Here is a 21,950-nt window from a genome sequence, read left to right as displayed (position 1 = left end):
AAGCGAGCAAAATGGCGTCATCTTGAAAAAAAGACGATATTTCCAACTTTCCCTAGGGAATTATCCGACCTTGTTTTCAGTCTGGTCTGTCGCTTTATTTATCGGCCATACAGGGCCAAGGATTAATCACAGGTGACCAAATGCCTGACTCATCGCAACTCGTAATCGGGGCCGACCTTGCCGGCCAGCCCATCGCCCAGGCCATGCGCCTGGCCAACCGTCACGGCTTGGTCGCAGGCGCCACCGGCACTGGCAAGACGGTCACCTTGCAACGCCTGGCCGAAGCGTTCAGCGATGCCGGGGTCGCGGTGTTCGCCGCGGACATCAAGGGCGACCTGTGCGGCCTCGGTGCCGCCGGCATGCCCCAGGGCAAGATTGCCGAGCGCATTGCCGGGATGCCGTGGCTCGAGCATAAGCCCCAGGCTTATCCGGTGACCTTGTGGGACATCCATGGCCAGTCCGGTCATCCGTTGCGTACCACCCTGAGCGAAATGGGGCCGTTGTTGCTCGGCAGCCTGCTGGAGCTGACGGACAGCCAGCAATCGGCGTTGTACGCGGCGTTCAAGGTAGCCGACCGTGAAGGCCTGTTGCTGCTGGATCTCAAGGACCTCAAGGCACTGCTCAATCACCTCAAGGACAACCCCGAACTGCTGGGGGACGATGCGGCCCTGATGACCACCGGTTCCAGCCAGGCACTGTTGCGGCGCCTGTCGACGCTGGAGCAGCAGGGCGCGGATGCGTTGTTCGGCGAGCCGGCCTTGCAACTCGAGGACATCCTGCAACCGGGCAGCGATGGCCGTGGCCGCATCCATCTGCTGGACGCCAGTCGCCTGGTACACGAAGCCCCCAAGGTCTACGCCACATTCCTGCTGTGGCTGCTGGCCGAGCTGTTCGAGCAACTGCCCGAGCGCGGCGACGCGGACAAGCCGCTACTGGCCCTGTTCTTCGATGAAGCGCACCTGCTGTTCGCCGGCACGCCCAAGGCGTTGCAGGAACGATTGGAACAGGTGGTGCGGCTGATCCGTTCCAAGGGCGTGGGGGTGTACTTCGTGACCCAGTCGCCGGGGGACTTGCCGGACGACGTACTGGCGCAGTTGGGGTTGCGTATCCAGCATGGCCTGCGGGCCTTTACCGCCAAGGAGCAGAAATCCCTGCGGGCGGTGGCGGACGGTTTCCGGCCGAACCCGCAATTCGATGCCCTGACGGTGCTCACCGAACTGGGTATCGGTGAAGCGCTGGTGGGCACCTTGCAGGAGAAAGGCACGCCGGAAATGGTGCGGCGTGTGTTGGTGGCGCCGCCGCAGTCGCGTATCGGACCGTTGACGGAAGCCGAACGCGCCAGCCTGATCGCCGCTTCACCCTTGCAGGGGCGCTACGACAAGCCCATCGACCGCGAGTCGGCCTACGAGGTGCTGATGGGACGCAAGGGGCTTGAACCGCAGGTCCAGGAGGTTCCAGGCAAGCCGGCGACTGAACAGCCGAGCTTCACCGAACAGGCCGGGGAATTTCTCGGCACCGCGGCCGGCCAGGCGTTGAAGTCGGCGATGCGCCAGGCGGCCAACCAGTTGGGACGGCAATTGGTGCGCGGGTTGATGGGGTCGCTGCTGGGGGGCAGTAAGCGCCGCTAGCCGGGGGACCGAGTCGTCGCCATCACGAGCAGGCTCGTTCCCACAAGAGGTTGCGTGCCTGGGATGCAACGCGATCGCTGTGGGGACGAGCCTGCTCGCGATGGCGATGCAACAGGCAACGGCAATCTCAGGGCTTGGTCCTGGCATGCGCCGCCAACCGCTCCAGCGCGGCACGCAGCTTGGGATCGCTGATGCCGTCCGCCGTGGCCTGGATCGTCGCGGCTGCATCGCTGGACAGGTCCAGCGTATGCCCCTTGGCGATGGCCTGTACCGTGGGTGGCTGGACCTTGAACAGTACCCGCGTCAGGCCGGCAAACTCCTCGAATGCCTGCAATTGGCGCAGCAGGCGCTTTTGCTGGTAGCGCAGGCGCGTGGCCCAGTGGCCGTCGGTGACGATCAGCAGCAGGCAGCCTTCGCGCCAGGACGCCACATGGCAATGTTCCCGTGCGGCCGGCTGCAACTGGCTGTCCAGCAGCCGCTGCAGGTGACCCAGGCGCCTGGCGTGGCCAAAGATGGCTTTCAGCGGCTTGGCTTCGCGCAGCAGAACGGCGGGAGCCTTGGCTGGAAGAGGGCGAAAGGCCATGGATGCAATTACCGCAAATGACAGAGGCGCCATGGTAGCAGAAAGCGTGCGCCGCGCCGCGACCCTGTCGCCCGAGGCCCCCTTCAGGCACAAACCCTGGTAACTTCTGCGTTTTTCGGGTTGAACTTCGCGTAAAAGCCCTTATTTTAGGAAAGCCCCGTCACAGCGCTGTGCCAGCATCGTGGAATAACGCCACTTTCCTCACCATCGTTTCCGGGTAGAATGCTCGTTCGCATGCGGCCATGAGGGCTGCACGGGCGACTCACGGGGCCGCCCTCCATCCCTTTAGTGTGGAAGATCCTGCCGATATGTTTGCGCCTTTGTTAAAGAAACTCTTTGGAAGCAAGAACGAGCGTGAAGTCAAGCGCATGCTCAAGACGGTACAGATCGTCAATGCCTTCGAAGAGCAGATGGTGGCCCTTTCGGACGATCAGTTACGCGCCAAGACTGCCGAATTCAAGGACCGCATCGCCAAGGGGGAAACCCTCGACCAGCTCCTGCCCGAAGCCTTCGCGGTCGCTCGCGAAGCCGGCAAGCGGGTCATGGGCATGCGTCACTTCGACGTCCAGTTGATTGGCGGCATGACCTTGCACGAAGGCAAGATCGCCGAAATGCGCACCGGCGAGGGCAAGACCCTCGTGGCGACCCTGGCGGTCTACCTCAACGCGCTGTCCGGCAAGGGCGTGCATGTGGTGACGGTCAACGACTACCTGGCCCGCCGCGACGCCAACTGGATGCGCCCGCTCTATGAGTTCCTCGGGCTGAGCGTCGGCGTGGTCACGCCGTTCCAGCCGCCGGAAGAGAAGCGCGCCGCCTACGCCGCCGATATCACCTACGGCACCAACAACGAATTCGGTTTCGACTACCTGCGCGACAACATGGCGTTCAGCCTGGATGAAAAATTCCAGCGTGAACTCAATTTCGCCGTGATCGACGAAGTCGACTCCATCCTCATCGACGAAGCCCGTACGCCCCTGATCATTTCCGGCCAGGCCGAGGACAGCTCGAAGCTGTATACCGAGATCAACAAACTGATCCCGCAGCTCAAGTTGCACGTCGAGGAAGTCGAGGGCGAAGTGACCCAGGCCGGTCACTACACGGTCGACGAGAAGACCCGCCAGGTCGAACTCAACGAAGCCGGTCACCAGTTCATCGAGGAAATGCTCACCCGTGTCGGCCTGCTGGCCGAAGGCGAGAGCCTGTACTCGGCCCATAACCTGGGCCTGCTGACCCACGTCTACGCCGGCCTGCGTGCCCACAAGCTGTTCCATCGCAACGTCGAATACATCGTCCAGGACGGCCAGGTCGTGCTGGTGGACGAGCACACCGGCCGTACCATGCCGGGCCGTCGCTTGTCCGAGGGCCTGCACCAGGCCATCGAAGCCAAGGAAGGCCTGAACATCCAGGCCGAGAGCCAGACGCTGGCCTCGACCACCTTCCAGAACTATTTCCGCTTGTACAACAAGCTGTCCGGCATGACCGGTACCGCCGACACCGAGGCGTTCGAGTTCCATCAGATCTACGGCCTGCAAGTGGTGGTGATCCCGACCAACAAGCCCCTGGCACGTAAAGACTACAACGACCTGGTGTTCCTGACCGCCGAGGAGAAATACGCGGCGATCATCAATGACATCAAGGAAGGCATGGCCCAGGGCCGTCCGATCCTGGTGGGTACCGCCACCATCGAGACTTCCGAGCACATGTCTGCCTTGTTGACCAAGGAAGGCATCGAGCACAAGGTCCTCAACGCCAAGTTCCACGAGAAGGAAGCCGAGATCATCGCCCAGGCCGGTCGCCCGGGGGCGCTGACCATCGCCACCAACATGGCCGGCCGGGGTACCGACATCCTGCTGGGCGGCAACTGGGAAGTGGAAGTGGCTTCCCTGGAAAACCCGACCCCCGAGCAGATCGCGCAGATCAAGGCCGACTGGCAGAAGCGTCACCAGCAGGTGCTGGAGTCCGGTGGCCTGCAGGTGATCGCCTCCGAGCGTCACGAGTCGCGCCGTATCGACAACCAGCTGCGTGGTCGTGCCGGCCGCCAGGGCGACGCCGGTTCCAGCCGTTTCTACCTGTCGCTGGAAGACAGCCTGATGCGCATCTTCGCCTCCGACCGGGTGAAGAACTTCATGAAAGCCTTGGGCATGCAACCCGGCGAGGCGATCGAGCACCGCATGGTGACCAATGCCATCGAGAAAGCGCAGCGCAAGGTCGAAGGCCGCAACTTCGATATCCGCAAGCAACTGCTGGAGTTCGACGACGTCAACAACGAACAGCGTAAAGTGATCTATCACATGCGCAACAGCTTGTTGGCGGCCGACGACATCGGTGAAACCATCGCCGATTTCCGCCAGGAAGTGCTCAACGCCACCGTCAGTGCTCACATTCCACCGCAGTCGTTGCCCGAGCAGTGGGACATCGCCGGCCTCGAAGCGGCCCTGCGCAGCGACTTCGGCGTGTCGCTGCCGATCCAGCAGTGGCTCGACGAAGACGACCACCTGTACGAAGAGACCCTGCGCGAGAAACTGCTGGCCGAACTGATCGCCGCGTACAACGAGAAGGAAGACCAGGCGGGCGCCGAAGCACTGCGTTCCTTCGAGAAGCAGATCGTGCTGCGGGTGCTGGACGATCTCTGGAAAGATCACCTGTCCACCATGGATCACCTGCGTCACGGTATCCACCTGCGTGGTTATGCCCAGAAGAACCCCAAGCAGGAGTACAAGCGCGAGTCCTACACGCTGTTCTCCGAACTGCTGGATTCCATCAAGCGCGATTCGATCCGTGTGCTGTCCCACGTCCAGGTTCGCCGCGAAGACCCGGCCGAGGAAGAGGCCCGTCTGCGTCAGGAAGCCGAGGCTCTGGCCGCGCGCATGCAGTTCGAGCATGCCGAGGCACCGGGACTGGGCGCGACCCAGGCCCATGAAGAAGGTGTCGACGTGGACGTCGCGGTAGCGACCGCGCCGGTACGCAACGAGCAGAAACTGGGCCGTAACGAGCTGTGCTACTGCGGTTCGGGCAAGAAATACAAGCATTGCCACGGGCAGATCCAGTAACCCCGTCTCAACGCTGAACCACCCGCGCCGCGACTCACCATCGCGGCGTTTTGCCATTTGATCCATCGCTCCGCTGGGGGCGGTGCTGATTTACATTTTTTAAGGAGCGCATTCATGGCTGTTGGTCTTGGTCCGTTGCCAACGTTGCACCCGGTCGCCGGTTTCGAACTCGGTATCGCCTCGGCGGGCATCAAGCGTCCGGGGCGCAAGGACGTGGTAGTCATGCGTTGCGCCGAAGGCTCGACGGTGGCCGGCGTCTTCACCCTCAACGCCTTCTGTGCCGCTCCGGTCATCCTGGCCAGGCAGCGCGTGCAAGGGCCGGTGCGTTATCTGTTGACCAATACCGGTAACGCCAACGCCGGTACCGGCGCGCCAGGCCTGGCCGCCGCCGAGCGTACCTGCGCCAGGCTCGCCGAACTGACCGGCGTCGACGCTGCCCAGGTGCTGCCGTACTCCACCGGTGTGATCGGCGAGCCGCTGCCGGTAGAGAAAATCGAAGGCGCGTTGCAGGCGGCCCTCGATGACCTGTCGGAAAACAACTGGGCTGCCGCCGCCACCGGCATCATGACCACCGACACCCTGCCCAAGGGTGCGAGCCGCCAGTTCCAGCACGATGGCGTGACCGTTACCGTCACGGGCATCAGCAAGGGGGCGGGCATGATCCGCCCGAACATGGCGACCATGCTCGGCTACATCGCCACCGACGCCAAGGTGTCCCGCCAGGTACTGCAGGACCTGATGCTCGATGGCGCCAACAAGTCGTTCAACCGCATCACCATCGACGGTGATACCTCCACCAACGACTGCTGCATGCTGATCGCCACCGGCAAGGCCAACCTGCCAGAAATCACCGAAGCCAGCGGCCCACTGTTCACGGCCCTGAAGCAGGCCGTGTTCGAGGTATGCATGGAAGTGGCCCAGGCCATCGTGCGCGACGGTGAAGGCGCGACCAAGTTCGTGACCGTACAGGTCAACGGCGGTGGCAACCACCAGGAATGCCTGGACGTCGGCTACACCGTGGCGCATTCGCCGCTGATCAAGACTGCGCTGTTCGCCTCCGACCCGAACTGGGGCCGGATCCTCGCGGCTGTCGGGCGTGCCGGCGTGCCGGACCTGGACGTGAGCAAGATCGACGTGTTCCTGGGTGACGTCTGCATCGCCAGTCAGGGGGCCCGTGCCGCCACCTACACCGAGGCCCAGGGGGCGGCGGTGATGCAGCAGGAAGAAATCACCATCCGTATCGAACTGGGACGTGGCGAGTGCAGTGAAACCATCTGGACCACCGACCTGTCCCACGAATACGTGAAGATCAACGCCGAATATCGGACCTGACAAGGGCTGGGGTCGAGCCGCTCCTGCCGCGAGTGGCTCGCTCCCGCCGTCGAGGCGATCTTCGTGCTTGCGAGAGCGGCATGGCAGATAGCAAGAAGCCGCTGGTCTGTGGTCCATGTCCAGGGCATCCACCAATGGCCGGCACTGTAAAGTCGCATCCCGCCGGCCAAGAGGAAACAGTACGGTGAAACGAATTCACGTCGCCGCGGCCGTCATTCGAGACGCCGCCGGCAAAATCCTGATCGCCCGCCGGGCCGATACCCAGCACCAGGGTGGCCTGTGGGAGTTTCCCGGAGGCAAGGTCGAGGCTGATGAGTCTGTCGAAGCGGCCCTGGCCCGGGAACTTCACGAAGAGCTGGGCATTGTCGTCGGTGCCGCCCGGCCCTTGATCAAGGTGCGCCACGACTACCCGGACAAGCAGGTTCTGCTGGATGTCTGGGAGGTTTCGGCGTTTACCGGCGAGCCCCATGGCGCCGAGGGGCAGCCGTTGGCCTGGGTCACGGCCCGCGAGTTGTCGGATTACGAGTTTCCGGCGGCCAATCAGCCGATCGTCGCGGCGGCGCGTCTGCCGGGCGAATACCTGATCACGCCCGAAGGCCTCGAAACACCGGCCTTGCTGCGCGGCATGCAGAAGGCTATCGCCGGCGGGATCAGGTTGCTCCAGCTACGCGCCCCCAATGGCTATGACCCGCAATACCGCGACCTGGCGGTGGATGCGGCGGGGCTGTGCGCCGGCAAGGCCCAACTGATGCTCAAGGGGCCGTTCGAATGGCTGGGGGATTTCCCTTCCGCTGGCTGGCACATCACTGCCGCACAGTTGCGCAAGCATGCGGCGGCGGGTCGACCGTTCGGCAAGGACCGCTGGCTGGCGGCCTCCTGTCATAACGCCGAGGAGTTGTCCCTGGCGCAGCAGATGGACGTGGATTTTGTGACGCTCTCGCCTGTTCGACCGACCCAGACCCATCCCGAGGCCCAGCCGTTGGGATGGGAAGAGGCCGCGCGGTTGATCGAGGGCTTCGACCGGCCGGTTTATCTGTTGGGTGGGGTCGGCCCTGGCGAACGGCAACAAGCCTGGGCAGCCGGGGCGCAGGGTGTGGCGGGGATCCGGGCGTTCTGGCCTGGGACATGATTCTGTGGTGTGGCTGCTGACGCCATCGCGAGCAAGCTCGCGATGGCGGCCTCATGAACGATTCAGCCCCCAGGCTTGGCCGCCGCCTCCCAAAGCACTTCGGCAACCCCCTGGCGCCGGGCGATCACCCTGGCTGCCACGAACAACAGGTCCGATAACCGATTGATGTAGGCCAGCCCTGGCCCGGTCAACGGTTCCACGGCGTTCAAATGCTGGCAGCGACGCTCGGCACTACGTGCCAGGCTGCGGCAGACATGGGCCTGGGCCACCAGGGTCGAGCCACCGGGCAGGATGAAGTTCTCCAGCGGCCCCAATTCCTCATTCCATTCGTCGATCGCGGCTTCCAGTCGCTGGATTTGCGCAATGTTCAGGGCCTGGTAGGCCGGCATGGCCAGTTCACCGCCCAGGTCGAACAAGCGGTGCTGACAAGGCGCTAGTACCTCGATCACCCCTGCCAGCTGCGGGTGTCGCGAGGTTTCAGCAGCGAGACCGGCCAGCAATAACCCCAACTGGCTGTTGAGCGTATCCACTTCGCCGATGGCCTCGATCCGTGGATGGTCCTTGGCCACGCGGCGACCGTCTCCCAGCCCGGTTTCACCCTTGTCGCCGGTGCGGGTGTAAATCTTCGACAGGCGAAAGCCCATGTTCAACGCTCCAATTGCTTGTTTTCCTGCGGCGCCATCGAAGCGCCCGCCAAAGGCAGGCGCAGGGTGAAGCAAGTGCCCTGGCCTGGCGCCGACTGCACTTCCATCTGGCCCTTGTGGTTGTTGGTGATGATGAAATACGACACGGACAGGCCCAGGCCTGTGCCCTGGCCGACTTCCTTGGTGGTGAAGAAGGGCTCGAAGGTACGTTTGCGTACGTTTTCGCTCATGCCGATCCCGTTGTCCTCGACCTGGATTTCCGCCCAGGGCGGATTGAGCCGGGTGCGCAGGATGATGCGCCCCGGTTCGCTGTTGTCCTGGCGTTGGTGGATCGCTTGGGCAGCATTCTTCAACAGGTTGAGCAGTACCTGTTCGAGTTCGTTGGCGGTGCCGGGTACCGGGCCCAGGTTGGGGTCGAACTGGCGGATGATCGCTTGGCCCTTGAAGTCGAAGCCGATTGCCAGGTCGAAGTCGTTACCGGCGATCTCCACCGCCTGGTCGATCAGCGCCGGCAGGTCGCAGGGTGCCATCTGCCGGGTGCTGCGCCGGCTGAAACTGAGCATGTGGGTGACGATCTTCGCCGCCCGGGCACCGGCCTGCTGGATGCCGTCCAGCAGCTGCGGGATATCCCGCCCTTCGAGGTAGCGGTTGACCACCTGCAGCTCGATACCCAGTTGTTCGGCCTGTTCGAGATTCTTGGGCAGTTCCGGCGACAGGCGCCGGCGAATGTTCTGCACGTTGTGCAGGATCGCCCCCAGGGGGTTGTTGATCTCATGGGCCATGCCAGCGGCGAGGCCGCCAACGGAGAGCATTTTTTCCGATTGCACCATCATCTCTTCCAGCGACAGGCGCTGGGTGATGTCATCGATCCGGATCACCACTCCTCGCCCGGCGCCACCCATCAGCGGGTAGAAGGTCAGGGCGTAATGCCGTGCTTCATCGTCCTTGGTCCAGGTCACGCGTTCGATCTTGGCAACCGTATGCTGTTCGACCGTCTGCTTGAGTTGCGGCAGGTAGGGCTTGAGGGGCTCGAAGGCGAGGAAGATCGGCTGGTTCAGGGCTTCGTCCAGCCGGGTCCCGGAGAGGGCGCTGGCCTCCTGGTTCCATTGGGTCACGTAAAGTTGTTCGTCCAGGGCGATCAGTGCCGACGGCATGGAGTCGATGATGCTGTTGAGGTAGTTCTGGAAGCCCGTGAGCTTTTTCTCGATCTTGCTGCGTACCTGGACTTCCAGCTCCAGCTTGCGATTGGTGTGCCGGGTTTCTTCCGCCAGGCCCTGGGCCTGGTCATAGGCGGCCTGGGAGTCGTCCCGGGCGCGCTTGAGTTGCTGCTCCCGGGCCTCGATGCGTGACAGCATGGTGTTGAACGCTTCGGCCAGGCTGCCGATTTCATCGTGGTTGCCCCGGGCGGCCCGCAGGGAGTAGTTCTCCTCGCGAGTGACCTGGCGCGACAGTTCTTCGAGCTGATGAATCGGCTGGGTGATCAGGCGCTTGATCTGTTGGGCGATGACGAGCCACAGCAACACGCTGAAAATCAGGATGCCGAGGCTTGCCGTCAGAGTGCCGGTGTAGAACGCGGTGGGCAGTTCGCTGCTGGCGACCAGTAGCAGGTGTCCCGGGGACTGGCCGGGGCGGGGCAGGGTGATGACCTGGTTGCTGCGGAATTCGCCAGCCTGCCAGGCCTGCATGGTGCGGAAATGGTCTGGCAGCTTGAGCTTCTCGCCCTGCTGCAACTGCGCCAGGCGCTCGCCATCGCCGTCATACAGGGCCGCCGCTCGCAGGGGCGCATAATTGTTGAGCTCATCGAGCAGGCGCCTGGCGTTTTGCGGCGATTTCAGGGCATCGGAGATCAGGCTCGGGTTGGCGATCAGCCGGCCGATGGTCTGCAGAGCCTGGGGGGCCATGCTCTCCTGGGAAATGTAGTAGGCGGCACTGATAAAGGTCAGGTTGGCCACCAGCAGGACGGTGGTCAATAACACCAACAGGGCGGCCAGCAGCTTCTGGCCGACCGGCAGGTTTTCAAGGCGCTGGCGCAATGGCATCAGACTCGTCGCAAAAAGGGAACACGAGGCCAGCGTAGCCGCTGCTCAGTCGCTGGGCAATCCGAGGTTGTCCAGGTAAGCGATCAGCCGCTGGCGCAGTTGCTCCAGGTGCGGGACTGCCAGCTCATGGCGTTGGGCGACCTTGCAGGCATGGCCGAGCAGGTAGCTGATTTCGGTGCGACGCCGATGGGCTACGTCCTGGTGCATGGAGGAGTAGTTGGCGGCGGTGGCCTGGATCACCCGTTCGACTTCCGAATGCAGATCCTCGGCAGCGGCCGGCTGTCCGCAGCGTTCGAGCAGATCGGTGAGTTCCGCGCACAGGGTCGCGACTTCGCAGCGATGGTCCTGCAAGCCGCCATTGCTGCATTGATGCAGCACGGTGAGCGGGTTGATCGCACAGTTGAGCGCCAGTTTGCGCCAGAGCCGGGTGAGGATGTCGGCGCTCCATTCGTGGGGAATGCCGGCGGCGCTCAGGTCATCCAGCCAGATCGGCGCCACGGGGTGGGCGGGGTCACCCAGCCACGTATAGCCGTGACCGGCGAACACCACGCGCCAATCGCCATCGCGAAAGGCGCCCTCGGTGCTGGAGGCGCTGATACAGCGGGCCTGGGGAACGCGGTTCGCCACCGCATCCTGGCTACCGAGGCCGTTCTGCAGCAGGATCAGCTCCGAGTCGGCGCCGAGGCGCCGGGCCACCGAGGCCACGGCCGCCTCTGCGTCATAGGCCTTGCAGGCCAGCAACAGGCGTTTGATCGGTTCGGGACTGTTCGCCGTTTCGCCCGCCACCTTGTAGCACTGCGACTGGCCCTGTTCCATCAGCGTCAGGCCGCCGGCAGCCTGGTATGCCTGCAACCGTTCTTCGTTGCGCAGGATCAGTCGCACCGGCAGGCCGGCCCGGGCCAGGCGCGTCGCCCATAATGTGCCGAGACTGCCGGCCCCCAGGACATGCCAGGTGGTGGACATCAGTTTTTCACTCGGTTTGGCGCAGGCATCTTGGGGGCTCGCGGTATGGGGTGGAAAGACTCGTTATAATGAGCGCGATTTTAACCACAAGCCAAGCGCGCGCCTTCGTTACTGGCGCGTCTTTTTTATTGGAGAACACTACATGCCGTCATTCGACGTGGTATCCGAACTCGACAAACATGAAGTCACCAACGCGGTTGAAAATGCCGTCAAGGAACTCGACCGTCGTTATGACCTCAAGGGCAAGGGCAGCTTCGAGTTCAAGGAAAAGGAACTGACCGTCAACCTTACCGCCGAAGCCGACTTCCAGCTCGAGGCGATGATCGAGATCCTCAAGCTTGCGCTGGTCAAGCGCAAGATCGATGTGCAGTGCCTGGAGGTCAAGGACGCCTACGCTTCGGGCAAGCTGATGAAGCAGGAGGCCGTGCTCAAGGAAGGCATCGACAAGGAGCTGGCGAAGAAGATTGTCGCCCATATCAAGGACGCCAAGCTCAAGGTGCAGGCCGCCATCCAGGGCGAGCAGGTGCGCGTGACCGGCAAGAAGCGTGACGACTTGCAGGAAGCCATCGCGGCCCTGCGCGCCAAGTCATTCGACATGCCGCTGCAATTCAACAACTTCCGCGACTGATATCAGGTTGTTCGCATGACGGTGGCGAGGGCGCTTGTCCCCTCGCCACGAACGGGAAAAAGGAGAACACGATGGACTTGAACGCAGAAGTGGACCACTTGATCAAGGCTTCCCAGGCCTGGATTCCGATGATCATGGAGTACGGCAGCCGCGTGCTGCTGGCGATCGTGACCCTGGCCATAGGCTGGTGGCTGATCAACAAGGTCACGCAGAAACTCGGTGCGCTGCTGGCCCTGCGTAATGCTGACCTGGCACTGCAGGGGTTCATCAGTACCCTGGCGAACATCATCCTGAAGATACTGCTGGCCATCAGCGTCGCTTCGATGATCGGTGTGGAAACCACCTCGTTCGTCGCCGCCATCGGTGCCGCGAGCCTGGCGATTGGCCTGGCATTGCAGGGCAGCCTGGCGAACTTCGCCGGTGGCGTGCTGATCCTGCTGTTCCGTCCGTTTCGCATTGGCGACTGGATCGAGGCCCAGGGCGTCGCCGGTACGGTCGACAGCATCCAGATCTTCCACACCGTGCTGCGTACCGGTGACAACAAGACGGTGATCGTGCCCAACGGCAACCTGTCTAACGGCATCATCACCAACACCAACCGTCAGCCGACCCGCAAGGTCGTGTTCGATGTCGGCGTGGACTACCAGGCTGATCTGCAAAAGGCTCGGGAAGTATTGCTGGAGCTGGCCAAGGATGAACGCGTGCTGAGCGATCCGGCGCCTGAAGCGGTGATTTCCACCCTGGGCGACAGTTCCATCACCGTGTCGTTGCGCATTTGGGTCAAGACTGCGGACTACTGGAACGTGATGTTCATGCTCAATGAGCAGGCCCGGGATCGTCTGAAGGATGCGGGCATCGATATTCCGTTCCCACAGCGGGTGATCCGGGTGGTTCAGGAAGGCGCGCAGGCGTAGATTTTCCTGAAGGTAGGCTGGCTTGCCAACGATGCTTCCGTTTGAGTGACTCGTTGGTAAGTGCCCTGGATATAAGCAATAAAAAAGGCCCATCCGAAGATGGGCCTCTTTTTTGATTACCGCGAACAGACTTTCGGCAATTACAGAACCGAAATCGGGTAGTCGACGATCAGGCGGAACTCTTTGATATCGCCTTCACCTTCGTCGGCGTTGGCGTGGTGCCAGGCTTGACGAACGCGGAAGGAGAGATCCTTGGCTGGGCCAGACTGAACAACGTACTTGGCTTCCAGGTTGGTTTCGTTGTGCTTGCCGTCTTCGCCATACAGACCAGCGTAGGCGCTGCCAGTTGGAGTGTTGGTGCCGTCGATGTCCCAGCCTTTCACGTAACGGGTCATGAAGCTCAGACCAGGAACGCCGTACTCGGCCATCTTCAGGTCGTAACGGATCTGGGCAGATTTCTCGTTAGGACCGTTGAAGTCGGAGTACTGGATGGAGTTGGCGAGGAAGATCGAGTCGCCGCCGCGGTTGTTGGTACCCACGCCGATGTAGTCGAACGGAGTATCACCGTTGATCTTCTGGAAGGCGACCGTAACGGTGTGTGCTTTCAGGAAAGAGTAAGCAGCAGCCAGGGAGAAGGCGGTGTTGCTGATGTCGCCGGCTTTGGCGCTACCTGCGTCGGTGGTGCGGTAGATGTTACCGTCCAGGTTCAGGGACTGATCGCCACCCATTGGAATGGTGTAGTTCAGGTTACCGTAGTACTGGTTCCAGATGTCTTCCAGCTTGGCGCCGTAGACCGATGCGCTCAGGTTGTCAGTGAACGCGTATTTGCCACCAGCGTAGTCGATGGTGTTGGCTTCGACGCCGGCGTAGGTCGCCCACAGGCCGCCGTCGCGAGCGTTACGGTCCTGGCTGGTGCCCGAATAGAAGTGACCGGCTTCGAGGTCAAGATTCTTGACTTCGCTGCTCTGCAGTTGGAAACCGCTGGCAGTTTGAGGCAGGACGCGGGAGCCGCCAATTGCAAACACTGGAGCAGTGCTTGGCTGCATGTCGCCGACTTTCAGCTCGGTTTTGGAAACACGGAACTTGATGGCCGCGCCGGCTTTACCTTGGCTGTCGTTGACTTCGCCATCGGCGTCGCGGCTCATGTTGCCTGTGCCGCCAGTACCGTCGCCGCCGTCCAGCTTGAGTGCCAGGTAACCGAACGCATCAACGCCGACACCTACAGTACCCTGGGTGTAACCGGAGCTGAAGTTGCCCCAGATACCTTGGGTCCAGTCTTTCTGATCGGTTGCACCATCTTTCCGATCGCGGTTGAAGTAATAGTTGCGCAGCAGTAAATCGAGCTTGGCGTCTTCAACAAAGCCCTTGGCTTCAGCCTGGTCACTTACGAACGGTGCGGCCGTAGCCATTTGTGTACTGGCTGCTGCAGCAACGGCCAGTGCGATCATGCTCCACTTCATCACGCGCATCGTGATTTGCTCCTTTGGTTTTAGAAGAGTACTGCCGTCCCACCTGTTTTTTTATCTGGGCGGCTCTTTCTTTTTTGTGTCGGCGCAAACTTATATCACGCTGACCCTATTGGCGATACTTGCCCATTCAACCTTGCAGCTTCTTTACGACCATGTCGCCAATGGCTCGATCCATGTCGCAATGAGGCTGTTCCGACGCAATCGGACTTGCAACTTGAATGCTGCTTATTTTTTTTCAGCGTCGGTGTAAAGAGTCCTTTATTACTGCGCCTGAAGCTCCCTGAGGGCAACCTTGCCACTTTATTTATAGGCCTGCAGGTTTCGCGTCCGGCGGTGCCCTGTAGGCGATGTCAGAATGAATGCAACAAGCATGCACAAATTCGAATTTTCGTTCACGTTTTTTTCACATTCTGCCTTCGGGTGCGGTGAAACCTCATGAAACCGGGCTCCAAAGGCCTTGTTTTAAATAGGGTTGACTGTCGGGGCGCTCTCGTGTTTGAAGCATGGAAATTCCGCGAGACAACCAAAAACGTTACCGGTTCACCCTGTCGAGTGAGTAAATCCCGGATGTTACGTGCTCTGAGCGTAGACGCATTGTGCGGTTTTGGTGCAAAAAACTTCGAGAAAAACACTGGGGCCTGATCTACCGCCGTTTTCCGACGCGCTCCTCCTGCCCGTTTCTGTATTCGGGTGCGCTGTGTTGGTGCGAACAGTTCCGGCTCGGGGTCGATCTGCTCTGAAAAAAGACGTGGGCGTCCAACTATGGATGTCACGCCGTGAACGTTCAGTCATTCGCGAGTATGCTGCCGGTCTATGTCCGAGTCATGCCCCTGGATGGCTTGAACCGGCTGTTTTCATCACGAACGAGGAGTACCGCAGTGTTTGCCTTAGATCCACGACTGCAACAAGACACGTTGCCCATTGGCGATTTCCCACTGTGTCGGCTGCTCTTGTCCAACGATTCGAATTACCCGTGGTTCATCCTCGTGCCGCGACGGGAAAATATCAGTGAATTGTTTCAGTTGGATGACACGGATCAACATCGGTTATGGAAAGAGACCACGATGCTGGCTGAGGTCCTCAAGGATTGCTTTGATGCCGATAAACTGAATGTCGCGACCCTGGGTAATGTCGTCAGTCAATTGCATATGCATGTCATCGTGCGCAAACAGGACGATGCGGCCTGGCCGGCACCGGTCTGGGGCAAACACCCGGCCCGGCCCTATACTGCAGAACAGGTAATGGCTATTCGTGAGCGCTTGCGGGTAGCCTTGACCGATGATTTCAAGTTTATGGAGGGCTGAACCATGAATCTTGAAGAGCGTGTGACCGATCTGGAAACGCGCCTGGCGTTTCAGGATGACACCATCCAGGCATTGAACGATGTGTTGGTGGAGCAGCAGCGGGTGGTCGAGCGGCTGCAGTTGCAAATGGCGGCCTTGCTCAAGCGACAGGAGGAAATGGCCGGGCAATTCGAGTCCGTCGAAGAAGAGGCGCCGCCTCCCCACTATTGATACGCCCGTACGGCAGGCCATAAAAAAACCGCGAGCAGCCTGGCTGCATCGCGGTTTTTTTACGCTGAAGTCAGCGGCGCGGTAGCGCTGCGATCACATCTTCGGCCTGCAGGCCCTTGTCGCGGTGCATCACGGAGAACTCCACCCGCTGGCCTTCGACCAGTACACGGTGGCCTTCGCCACGAATGGCTCGGAAGTGCACGAAGATATCATCGCCGGAGTCGCGGGAGATGAAGCCGAACCCCTTGGAGGTGTTGAACCATTTCACCGTGCCGGTATCACGGTTGGACATGTCGTAGTTCTGCGGTGCCGCGGCCGGCGAGGACTTCTTGTTGTAGAAGCTGACGGCCAGGTGCAGGGCTACGGCGAGCAGCGCAGCGGTCAGGCTGAACAGAACGGCCGGATGACCGGCGATTTCCGGCAGGGGAGCCAGCAGGCTGAGGGTTTGCAGGGCAACGGCCAGGACCAGCAGTGCGCTGACCAGGTTTTGCAGTTGATGACGTGGACCTTTGTGCCAGTAAGGGATGACAGGCGCGAGGATCAGGTTGAGCAGGCCGAAAAAGGCCAGGTACAGCGCATCGGGATGTTGCAGGTAAGGTGTGGCTTCGGAACCCAGGCTAGGGATGAAGGACAGCAGCAGGGCAGCTGCGCCCATTAGCAAGTGGACGATTTTCAACATTTTGATTGGCTCACGGTTAAGACAGATCACAAGGAAGAGCTGCTCGAGGACGGTTCGCTTCGGAACGATGAGAGGCGTTGGACACGTACTCGAATCAGCCTATGCGCCACGCCCGGAAAATAAGCGTAGCGACACACTGTCTATTTAACAGTAAAGCCCGGGCCTTCTCAAACGGGTTACGGGCGAGTGCCGCGCTGTTCGTCGGCGGGAAAACCGGGCGGGTCCTTGAAGGTCTTCACCAAAGGGCGTTGAATTTCCTGGCGCCCTGCCTTGTCAGTTCAGGGAGTGCAGGCGATTTGTCGCAGGGTGCGAGCGGTAACACCCGCTAGAGTGAAAGGACCGCCGTTGAATTCATCACCGTCAGGAGACCCACCAACATGGCAATAGATATCGGTATCAGTGAAGAAGATCGCAAGTCCATCGTCGATGGGCTGTCACGTCTGCTGTCGGACACCTATGTGTTGTACCTCAAGACCCACAATTTCCACTGGAATGTCACCGGTCCCATGTTCCGGACCCTGCACCTGATGTTCGAGGAGCAGTACAACGAGCTGGCGCTCGCGGTGGATCTGATCGCCGAGCGCATCCGTGCCCTTGGCTTTCCCGCGCCGGGTGCCTACTCGGTGTATGCGCGCCTGTCCTCCATCAAGGAGGAAGAGGGTGTGCCCAGTGCCGAGGACATGATCCGGCAACTGGTGGATGGCCAGGAGGCGGTGACACGCACGGCGCGTGGTATTTTCCCGCTGCTGGACAAGGTCAGCGACGAGCCCACCGCCGATCTGCTGACCCAGCGCATGCAGGTGCACGAAAAGACCGCCTGGATGCTGCGTTCACTGCTGGACGAACGGTAAGGCCGGGGCGGGCGGTGATGTGTTGCCCGACATCGCCGTCCGTTTGGGGTTACCGTTGCTGCTCTTTGTATCGGCCTTTTCGATCAGTCCACAGGCTTCCTCTGGGATAACCCATCGTGTGTAGGACGGCGTAATTCGTCGCCGGCTTGCTGTTGGCTTGTCCTACGTTGATGGTCAAAAAGTCATCTGGATCTGGGCACCCCCGTTGAGCTTCCATGGGGTCACAGATTGGTTGTCCTGACTGAGAGGTTCGTATGGCAAAGGAGTGTCAACGGTATGATTCAAGGAAAAGAAGCCAGGGAGGGTGCGCAGGGGCGCTATCAGGTCATCCCCGTGGACCCGTTCGTCAGTGGGTTCGACATGGAGTTGGCCCGGCCCCTGTCCCGCTCCATCCGCCTGAACGGGTTCGCCACCTGCCTGCGGCTGGAACAGGTCTACTGGGACATCCTCGGCGACATGGCGCAGCTCAACAATTGTTCCATCAGCACCCTGTTGTCCCATGTGGACAGGGAGGTGCACCTGCGCCATGGCGGGGTGCGCAACTTCAGCGGGCTGGTGCGTGTGGTCTGCGTGGTGCATAGCCTGAAGGAGGCCGGCATGGACGTTGTGGAACGCCACTGGCGTGGTACGCCGCGTGGCGGTGATTGAGCTGGACCGCAGGTGGATGCTCCCGGGGTGTTCCCGATTCGTTTGCCCTTTCCGGGAAAACGAGTCGGGAACGGTCCCTACGGCTGCACAGGCAGCATTTAATGGATATAATCCCGCTCTTTGCCGCAAAGCCCAGCTTTTGCGTGAGTAACCTGATCGCCGAGACAACCTCCCATGCCGATGTACGACTATCAATGTGCTTCCTGTGGTCATCAGATGGAAGTCATTCAAAAGATCAGCGAGGCACCGCTGGTCGACTGCCCTGCCTGCCAGGCGCCGGAACTGAAAAAGATGCTGTCCATGCCGGGATTCCGCCTTGGTGGCACAGGCTGGTATGAAACCGACTTCAAGACCGGCGCCAAGAAGAACCTGGCCGGTGGCGACAAAGCTGACTGAGTTGAATACGCGCGGGTTCCTGCACGGGCAGGGTCCCCAACCGAATGTCGAATTACGAGAAGTGAAACCACTACCATGATGCGCAGCCATTATTGCGGCCAACTGAACGAAAGCCTGGAAGGTCAGGAAGTTACTCTTTGCGGATGGGTCCATCGTCGCCGTGACCATGGCGGGGTGATTTTCCTCGATATCCGTGATCGTGAAGGCCTGGCCCAGGTAGTGTTCGACCCGGACCGCGCTGAAACCTTCGCCACGGCCGACCGCGTGCGCAGTGAGTACGTCGTCAAGATCACCGGCAAGGTGCGCCTGCGTCCGGCTGGCGCCGGCAACGCCAACATGGCGTCTGGCATGATCGAAGTGCTGGGCTATGAGCTGGAAGTGCTCAACGAAGCGGAAACCCCGCCGTTCCCGCTCAACGAATACTCCGATGTGGGCGAAGAAACCCGTCTGCGCTATCGCTTCATCGACCTGCGTCGTCCCGAGATGGCCGAGAAGCTGCGTCTGCGTTCGCGCATGACCACCAGCATCCGTCGCTACCTGGACGAGAACGGCTTCATCGACGTCGAGACGCCGATCCTGACCCGTGCCACCCCCGAGGGCGCTCGCGACTACCTGGTGCCGAGCCGTACCCACCCCGGTAGCTTCTTCGCCTTGCCGCAATCGCCACAGCTGTTCAAGCAACTGCTGATGGTGGCCGGGTTCGACCGTTACTATCAGATCGCCAAATGCTTCCGCGACGAAGACCTGCGTGCCGATCGTCAGCCTGAGTTCACTCAGATCGATATCGAGACCAGCTTCCTCGACGAAAAAGACATCATGGGCCTGACCGAGGGCATGATCCGCAACCTGTTCAAGGAAGTGCTGGGCCTGGAATTCGGTGAGTTCCCGCACATGACCTTCGAAGAGGCCATGCGCCGCTATGGCTCCGACAAGCCGGACCTGCGTATCCCGCTGGAACTGGTGGACGTTGCCGACCAGCTCAAGGAAGTCGAGTTCAAGGTCTTCAGTGGCCCGGCCAACGATCCGAAGAGCCGCGTAGCCGCCTTGCGCGTACCGGGCGGGGCGAGCATGCCGCGCAGCAAGATCGATGACTACACCAAGTTCGTCGGCATCTACGGTGCCAAGGGCCTGGCGTATATCAAGGTCAACGAGCGCGCCAAAGGCGTCGAGGGCCTGCAGTCGCCGATCGTCAAGAACATCCCCGAAGCCAACCTGAACGTGATCCTCGATCGCGTCGGCGCGGTCGATGGCGACATCGTGTTCTTTGGTGCCGACAAGGCCAAGATCGTCAGCGAGGCCCTGGGCGCGCTGCGGATCAAGGTAGGTCACGACCTGGAACTGCTTACCTGTGAGTGGGCGCCGATGTGGGTGGTCGACTTCCCGATGTTCGAGGAGAACGATGACGGCAGCTTCACCGCGCTGCACCACCCGTTCACCGCACCCAAGTGCACGCCGCAGGAGCTGGAAGCCAGCCCGGCGACCGCGCTGTCCCGTGCCTATGACATGGTGCTCAACGGCACTGAACTGGGTGGCGGTTCCATCCGTATCCATCGCAAGGAAATGCAGCAGTCGGTCTTCCGCCTGCTGGGCATCGACGAAGCGGAACAGGAAGAGAAGTTCGGCTTCCTGCTGGACGCCCTGAAGTATGGTGCACCACCCCATGGCGGCCTGGCTTTCGGCCTGGATCGCCTGGTGATGCTGATGACCGGCGCCCAGTCGATCCGTGAAGTGATCGCGTTCCCGAAAACCCAGAGCGCGGCCGACGTCATGACCCAGGCGCCTGGGGAAGTGGATGCCAAGGCTCTGCGCGAACTGCATATCCGTCTGCGCGAACAGCCAAAGGCTGAGTAAGGCTGGCACCTGAGGGCGCATCTTCGGATGCGCCTTTTCGTTGGTGTCGATATTTCTGATTGCCGGCGGCTGCATCCGTGCAGGGCGGGCGATGTTTCAAGAGAGAAACCGGAGCGAGTTATGGCAGGTCATTCCAAGTGGGCGAACATCAAGCACCGCAAAGAACGTCAGGATGCCAAGAGAGGCAAGATCTTCACCAAGTGGATCCGTGAACTGACGGTCGCGGCCCGCCAGGGTGGCGGTGATCCAGGTTCCAACCCGCGTTTGCGCCTGGCCCTGGACAAGGCACTGGGTGCGAACATGAGCCGCGACATCATCGATCGGGCGATCGCCCGCGGCGCCGGTGCGACCGAGGCCGATAACGTCGAAGAGCTGACCTATGAAGGTTACGGTCCGGGCGGCGTGGCGGTGATGGTCGAGTGCATGACCGACAACCGCAATCGTACCGCCGCTGCCGTGCGCCACGCCTTCAGCAAGTGCGGTGGCAACCTGGGAACCGATGGTTCGGTGGCCTATCTGTTCGAGCGCAAGGGCCAGATCAGCTTTGCGCCGGGGCTCGATGAGGACGCGCTGACGGAGGCGGCGCTGGAAGCCGATGCCGACGACGTGGTCGGCCATGATGACGGCTCGTTCGACGTGTTCACGTCGTTCTCCAGCTTCTACGCGGTGCGCAACGCCTTGGAGGCTGCCGGTTTCAAGCCAGCCGACGCGGAAATCGTCATGCAACCGACCACCAGCGCCGAGCTCGACCTGGAGGGCGCCGAGAAAGTCCTCAAGCTGATCGACATGCTCGAAGACCTGGATGACGTGCAGAACGTCTACTCCAACGCCGACATTCCGGAGTCGGTGGCTGAACAGCTGGGCTGATGGCTTCCTTTTAACTGCACGAATGCCGATGTGGGAGCGAGCTTGCTCGCGATAGCGATACTTCAGTCAGCACTGTGCTTGCTGACCCGACGCCATCGCGAGCAAGCTCGCTCCCATAGGTCTGGTCAAATTCTCTTCGAACCGCAGGCGTTATGACTTTAATCCTTGGTATCGACCCTGGTTCGCGTATCACCGGCTACGGTGTGGTTCGCGACACCGGGCGTGGCTGCGTGTATGTGGCTTCCGGCTGCATCCGTACCGGGGCGGGCGAGCTGCATGAGCGTCTGCAGATCGTTTATCGCGGGGTGCGCGAGGTCATCCAGACCTACGGCCCGGTCACCATGGGGATCGAAAAGGTGTTCATGGCGCGCAATGCCGATTCTGCATTGAAGCTGGGACAGGCCCGGGGCGCGGCGATCGTTGCCGGGGCCGAGGAAAGCCTGGAGATCGCCGAATACACGGCGACCCAGGTCAAGCAGGCCGTGGTCGGAACGGGGGCGGCGAACAAGGAGCAGGTGCAGATGATGGTGATGCATTTGCTGAAGTTGGTCAGCAAGCCGCAGATCGACGCCTCCGATGCCCTGGCCATAGCCATCTGTCATGCCCATACCCGTTCCAGTCTCTTGCCTCATGGGCTGGGAACCGCACGCAGTCGTGGCGGCCGCCTGCGTCTCTGATAGCATCTGCGCAATCATTCATGAGCCTGAGCATCGAGTGCCTGTGTCGTCGGCCTCATGCCCCGGTTGTTACCTGCCAGCCAGCGGC

General features: G+C 61.2%; 20 protein-coding genes. 14 read left to right on the top strand and 6 right to left on the bottom strand.

Annotated elements, in window-relative coordinates:
- The first annotated feature begins 140 nt into the window (after window positions 1-140).
- The gene (locus tag BT179_RS18060) at window positions 141-1,628 is read left to right on the top strand and encodes a helicase HerA-like domain-containing protein (RefSeq protein WP_072395176.1); all 1,488 of its coding nucleotides are present in this window, start codon (window positions 141-143) and stop codon (window positions 1,626-1,628) included.
- A 127-nt stretch (window positions 1,629-1,755) separates the two neighbouring features.
- On the opposite strand, the gene BT179_RS18055 is transcribed toward BT179_RS18060, so the two are convergent.
- Entirely contained in the window at window positions 1,756-2,211 is a 456-nt protein-coding gene (locus tag BT179_RS18055; RefSeq protein ID WP_072395174.1) for a DUF721 domain-containing protein, read from the bottom strand.
- A gap of 308 nt (window positions 2,212-2,519) precedes the next feature.
- Here BT179_RS18055 and secA point away from each other — a divergent pair, with 308 nt between their 5' ends.
- The 3 genes from secA (at window position 2,520) to BT179_RS18040 (ending at window position 7,722) form a co-directional block, all read left to right on the top strand.
- Window positions 2,520-5,261: a preprotein translocase subunit SecA gene (secA, locus tag BT179_RS18050; protein WP_072395172.1), complete on the top strand. Its 2,742-nt coding sequence runs from the start codon at window positions 2,520-2,522 to the stop codon at window positions 5,259-5,261.
- 114 nt (window positions 5,262-5,375) lie between these two features.
- The gene (gene argJ / locus BT179_RS18045; RefSeq protein WP_072395170.1) at window positions 5,376-6,593 is read left to right on the top strand and encodes a bifunctional glutamate N-acetyltransferase/amino-acid acetyltransferase ArgJ; all 1,218 of its coding nucleotides are present in this window, start codon (window positions 5,376-5,378) and stop codon (window positions 6,591-6,593) included.
- Window positions 6,594-6,777: 184 nt separating this feature from the next.
- Window positions 6,778-7,722 (top strand): Nudix family hydrolase, encoded by a 945-nt coding sequence (locus tag BT179_RS18040; RefSeq protein ID WP_072431884.1) that lies wholly within the window; start codon window positions 6,778-6,780, stop codon window positions 7,720-7,722.
- Between the two features lie 62 nt (window positions 7,723-7,784).
- Here the strand turns inward: BT179_RS18040 and BT179_RS18035 are convergent, their stop codons facing one another.
- From BT179_RS18035 to BT179_RS18025, 3 genes are read right to left on the bottom strand one after another with little or no spacing between them, the layout of a single operon-like run.
- The gene (locus tag BT179_RS18035) at window positions 7,785-8,366 is read right to left on the bottom strand and encodes a cob(I)yrinic acid a,c-diamide adenosyltransferase (protein WP_072395166.1); all 582 of its coding nucleotides are present in this window, start codon (window positions 8,364-8,366) and stop codon (window positions 7,785-7,787) included.
- Between the two features lie 2 nt (window positions 8,367-8,368).
- Window positions 8,369-10,405 carry a sensor histidine kinase gene (locus tag BT179_RS18030; protein ID WP_072431883.1) on the bottom strand — a complete coding sequence of 679 codons (2,037 nt, stop codon included), beginning with the start codon at window positions 10,403-10,405 and terminating at the stop codon, window positions 8,369-8,371.
- Between the two features lie 45 nt (window positions 10,406-10,450).
- Window positions 10,451-11,368: a putative 2-dehydropantoate 2-reductase gene (locus tag BT179_RS18025; protein ID WP_072431882.1), complete on the bottom strand. Its 918-nt coding sequence runs from the start codon at window positions 11,366-11,368 to the stop codon at window positions 10,451-10,453.
- A 142-nt stretch (window positions 11,369-11,510) separates the two neighbouring features.
- On the opposite strand from BT179_RS18025, the gene BT179_RS18020 reads away from it, so the two are divergent.
- Together BT179_RS18020 and BT179_RS18015 are read left to right on the top strand one after the other, a co-directional pair.
- Complete coding sequence (locus tag BT179_RS18020; protein WP_072395160.1) at window positions 11,511-11,996, top strand: YajQ family cyclic di-GMP-binding protein; 486 nt, start codon at window positions 11,511-11,513, stop codon at window positions 11,994-11,996.
- Window positions 11,997-12,067: 71 nt separating this feature from the next.
- On the top strand, window positions 12,068-12,910 hold the full coding sequence (locus tag BT179_RS18015; RefSeq protein WP_072395158.1) for a mechanosensitive ion channel family protein: 843 nt from the start codon (window positions 12,068-12,070) through the stop codon (window positions 12,908-12,910).
- A 140-nt stretch (window positions 12,911-13,050) separates the two neighbouring features.
- Here BT179_RS18015 and BT179_RS18010 read toward each other — a convergent pair whose 3' ends face one another.
- Window positions 13,051-14,379, bottom strand: a complete 1,329-nt coding sequence (locus BT179_RS18010; protein WP_072395156.1) for an OprD family porin — start codon at window positions 14,377-14,379, stop codon at window positions 13,051-13,053.
- 878 nt (window positions 14,380-15,257) lie between these two features.
- Here BT179_RS18010 and BT179_RS18005 point away from each other — a divergent pair.
- The gene (locus BT179_RS18005; protein ID WP_072431895.1) at window positions 15,258-15,683 is read left to right on the top strand and encodes an HIT domain-containing protein; all 426 of its coding nucleotides are present in this window, start codon (window positions 15,258-15,260) and stop codon (window positions 15,681-15,683) included.
- Window positions 15,684-15,686: 3 nt separating this feature from the next.
- Entirely contained in the window at window positions 15,687-15,893 is a 207-nt protein-coding gene (locus BT179_RS18000; protein ID WP_053146960.1) for a SlyX family protein, read from the top strand.
- Window positions 15,894-15,963: 70 nt separating this feature from the next.
- Here BT179_RS18000 and BT179_RS27095 read toward each other — a convergent pair whose 3' ends face one another.
- Window positions 15,964-16,572 carry a cold-shock protein gene (locus tag BT179_RS27095; RefSeq protein ID WP_072431881.1) on the bottom strand — a complete coding sequence of 203 codons (609 nt, stop codon included), beginning with the start codon at window positions 16,570-16,572 and terminating at the stop codon, window positions 15,964-15,966.
- Between the two features lie 377 nt (window positions 16,573-16,949).
- On the opposite strand from BT179_RS27095, the gene BT179_RS17990 reads away from it, so the two are divergent.
- The 6 genes from BT179_RS17990 (at window position 16,950) to ruvC (ending at window position 21,862) form a co-directional block, all read left to right on the top strand.
- The gene (locus BT179_RS17990) at window positions 16,950-17,423 is read left to right on the top strand and encodes a Dps family protein (RefSeq protein ID WP_024776472.1); all 474 of its coding nucleotides are present in this window, start codon (window positions 16,950-16,952) and stop codon (window positions 17,421-17,423) included.
- A 276-nt stretch (window positions 17,424-17,699) separates the two neighbouring features.
- Complete coding sequence (locus tag BT179_RS17985) at window positions 17,700-18,071, top strand: ribbon-helix-helix domain-containing protein (RefSeq protein WP_072431880.1); 372 nt, start codon at window positions 17,700-17,702, stop codon at window positions 18,069-18,071.
- A 174-nt stretch (window positions 18,072-18,245) separates the two neighbouring features.
- On the top strand, window positions 18,246-18,467 hold the full coding sequence (locus BT179_RS17980) for an FmdB family zinc ribbon protein (RefSeq protein ID WP_042728755.1): 222 nt from the start codon (window positions 18,246-18,248) through the stop codon (window positions 18,465-18,467).
- Window positions 18,468-18,542: 75 nt separating this feature from the next.
- On the top strand, window positions 18,543-20,318 hold the full coding sequence (aspS, locus tag BT179_RS17975) for an aspartate--tRNA ligase (protein WP_072395150.1): 1,776 nt from the start codon (window positions 18,543-18,545) through the stop codon (window positions 20,316-20,318).
- 120 nt (window positions 20,319-20,438) lie between these two features.
- Window positions 20,439-21,185 (top strand): YebC/PmpR family DNA-binding transcriptional regulator, encoded by a 747-nt coding sequence (locus tag BT179_RS17970; RefSeq protein WP_072395148.1) that lies wholly within the window; start codon window positions 20,439-20,441, stop codon window positions 21,183-21,185.
- 152 nt (window positions 21,186-21,337) lie between these two features.
- A complete protein-coding gene (ruvC, locus tag BT179_RS17965; RefSeq protein WP_024776477.1) occupies window positions 21,338-21,862 on the top strand; it encodes a crossover junction endodeoxyribonuclease RuvC in 525 nt (174 codons plus the stop codon).
- The last annotated feature ends 88 nt before the right edge of the window (window positions 21,863-21,950 follow it).

The sequence above is a fragment of the Pseudomonas sp. NFACC43 genome (assembly GCF_900119645.1).
Classification (GTDB): Bacteria; Pseudomonadota; Gammaproteobacteria; order Pseudomonadales; family Pseudomonadaceae; genus Aquipseudomonas.
This window is presented reverse-complemented; position numbering and strand designations above follow the sequence as displayed.

Excerpts from the sequence above, each read along its gene's own strand:
- BT179_RS18060 (WP_072395176.1), top strand. The coding sequence starts at position 141 with ATGCCTGACTCATCGCAACTCGTAATCGGGGCCGACCTTGCCGGCCAG.
- BT179_RS18055 (WP_072395174.1), bottom strand. The coding sequence starts at position 2,211 with ATGGCCTTTCGCCCTCTTCCAGCCAAGGCTCCCGCCGTTCTGCTGCGC.
- secA (WP_072395172.1), top strand. The coding sequence starts at position 2,520 with ATGTTTGCGCCTTTGTTAAAGAAACTCTTTGGAAGCAAGAACGAGCGT.
- argJ (WP_072395170.1), top strand. The coding sequence starts at position 5,376 with ATGGCTGTTGGTCTTGGTCCGTTGCCAACGTTGCACCCGGTCGCCGGT.
- BT179_RS18035 (WP_072395166.1), bottom strand. The coding sequence starts at position 8,366 with ATGGGCTTTCGCCTGTCGAAGATTTACACCCGCACCGGCGACAAGGGT.
- BT179_RS18030 (WP_072431883.1), bottom strand. The coding sequence starts at position 10,405 with ATGCCATTGCGCCAGCGCCTTGAAAACCTGCCGGTCGGCCAGAAGCTG.
- BT179_RS18025 (WP_072431882.1), bottom strand. The coding sequence starts at position 11,368 with ATGTCCACCACCTGGCATGTCCTGGGGGCCGGCAGTCTCGGCACATTA.
- BT179_RS18020 (WP_072395160.1), top strand. The coding sequence starts at position 11,511 with ATGCCGTCATTCGACGTGGTATCCGAACTCGACAAACATGAAGTCACC.
- BT179_RS18015 (WP_072395158.1), top strand. The coding sequence starts at position 12,068 with ATGGACTTGAACGCAGAAGTGGACCACTTGATCAAGGCTTCCCAGGCC.
- BT179_RS18010 (WP_072395156.1), bottom strand. The coding sequence starts at position 14,379 with ATGCGCGTGATGAAGTGGAGCATGATCGCACTGGCCGTTGCTGCAGCA.
- BT179_RS18000 (WP_053146960.1), top strand. The coding sequence starts at position 15,687 with ATGAATCTTGAAGAGCGTGTGACCGATCTGGAAACGCGCCTGGCGTTT.
- BT179_RS27095 (WP_072431881.1), bottom strand. The coding sequence starts at position 16,572 with ATGTTGAAAATCGTCCACTTGCTAATGGGCGCAGCTGCCCTGCTGCTG.
- BT179_RS17990 (WP_024776472.1), top strand. The coding sequence starts at position 16,950 with ATGGCAATAGATATCGGTATCAGTGAAGAAGATCGCAAGTCCATCGTC.
- BT179_RS17985 (WP_072431880.1), top strand. The coding sequence starts at position 17,700 with ATGATTCAAGGAAAAGAAGCCAGGGAGGGTGCGCAGGGGCGCTATCAG.
- BT179_RS17980 (WP_042728755.1), top strand. The coding sequence starts at position 18,246 with ATGCCGATGTACGACTATCAATGTGCTTCCTGTGGTCATCAGATGGAA.
- aspS (WP_072395150.1), top strand. The coding sequence starts at position 18,543 with ATGATGCGCAGCCATTATTGCGGCCAACTGAACGAAAGCCTGGAAGGT.
- BT179_RS17970 (WP_072395148.1), top strand. The coding sequence starts at position 20,439 with ATGGCAGGTCATTCCAAGTGGGCGAACATCAAGCACCGCAAAGAACGT.
- ruvC (WP_024776477.1), top strand. The coding sequence starts at position 21,338 with ATGACTTTAATCCTTGGTATCGACCCTGGTTCGCGTATCACCGGCTAC.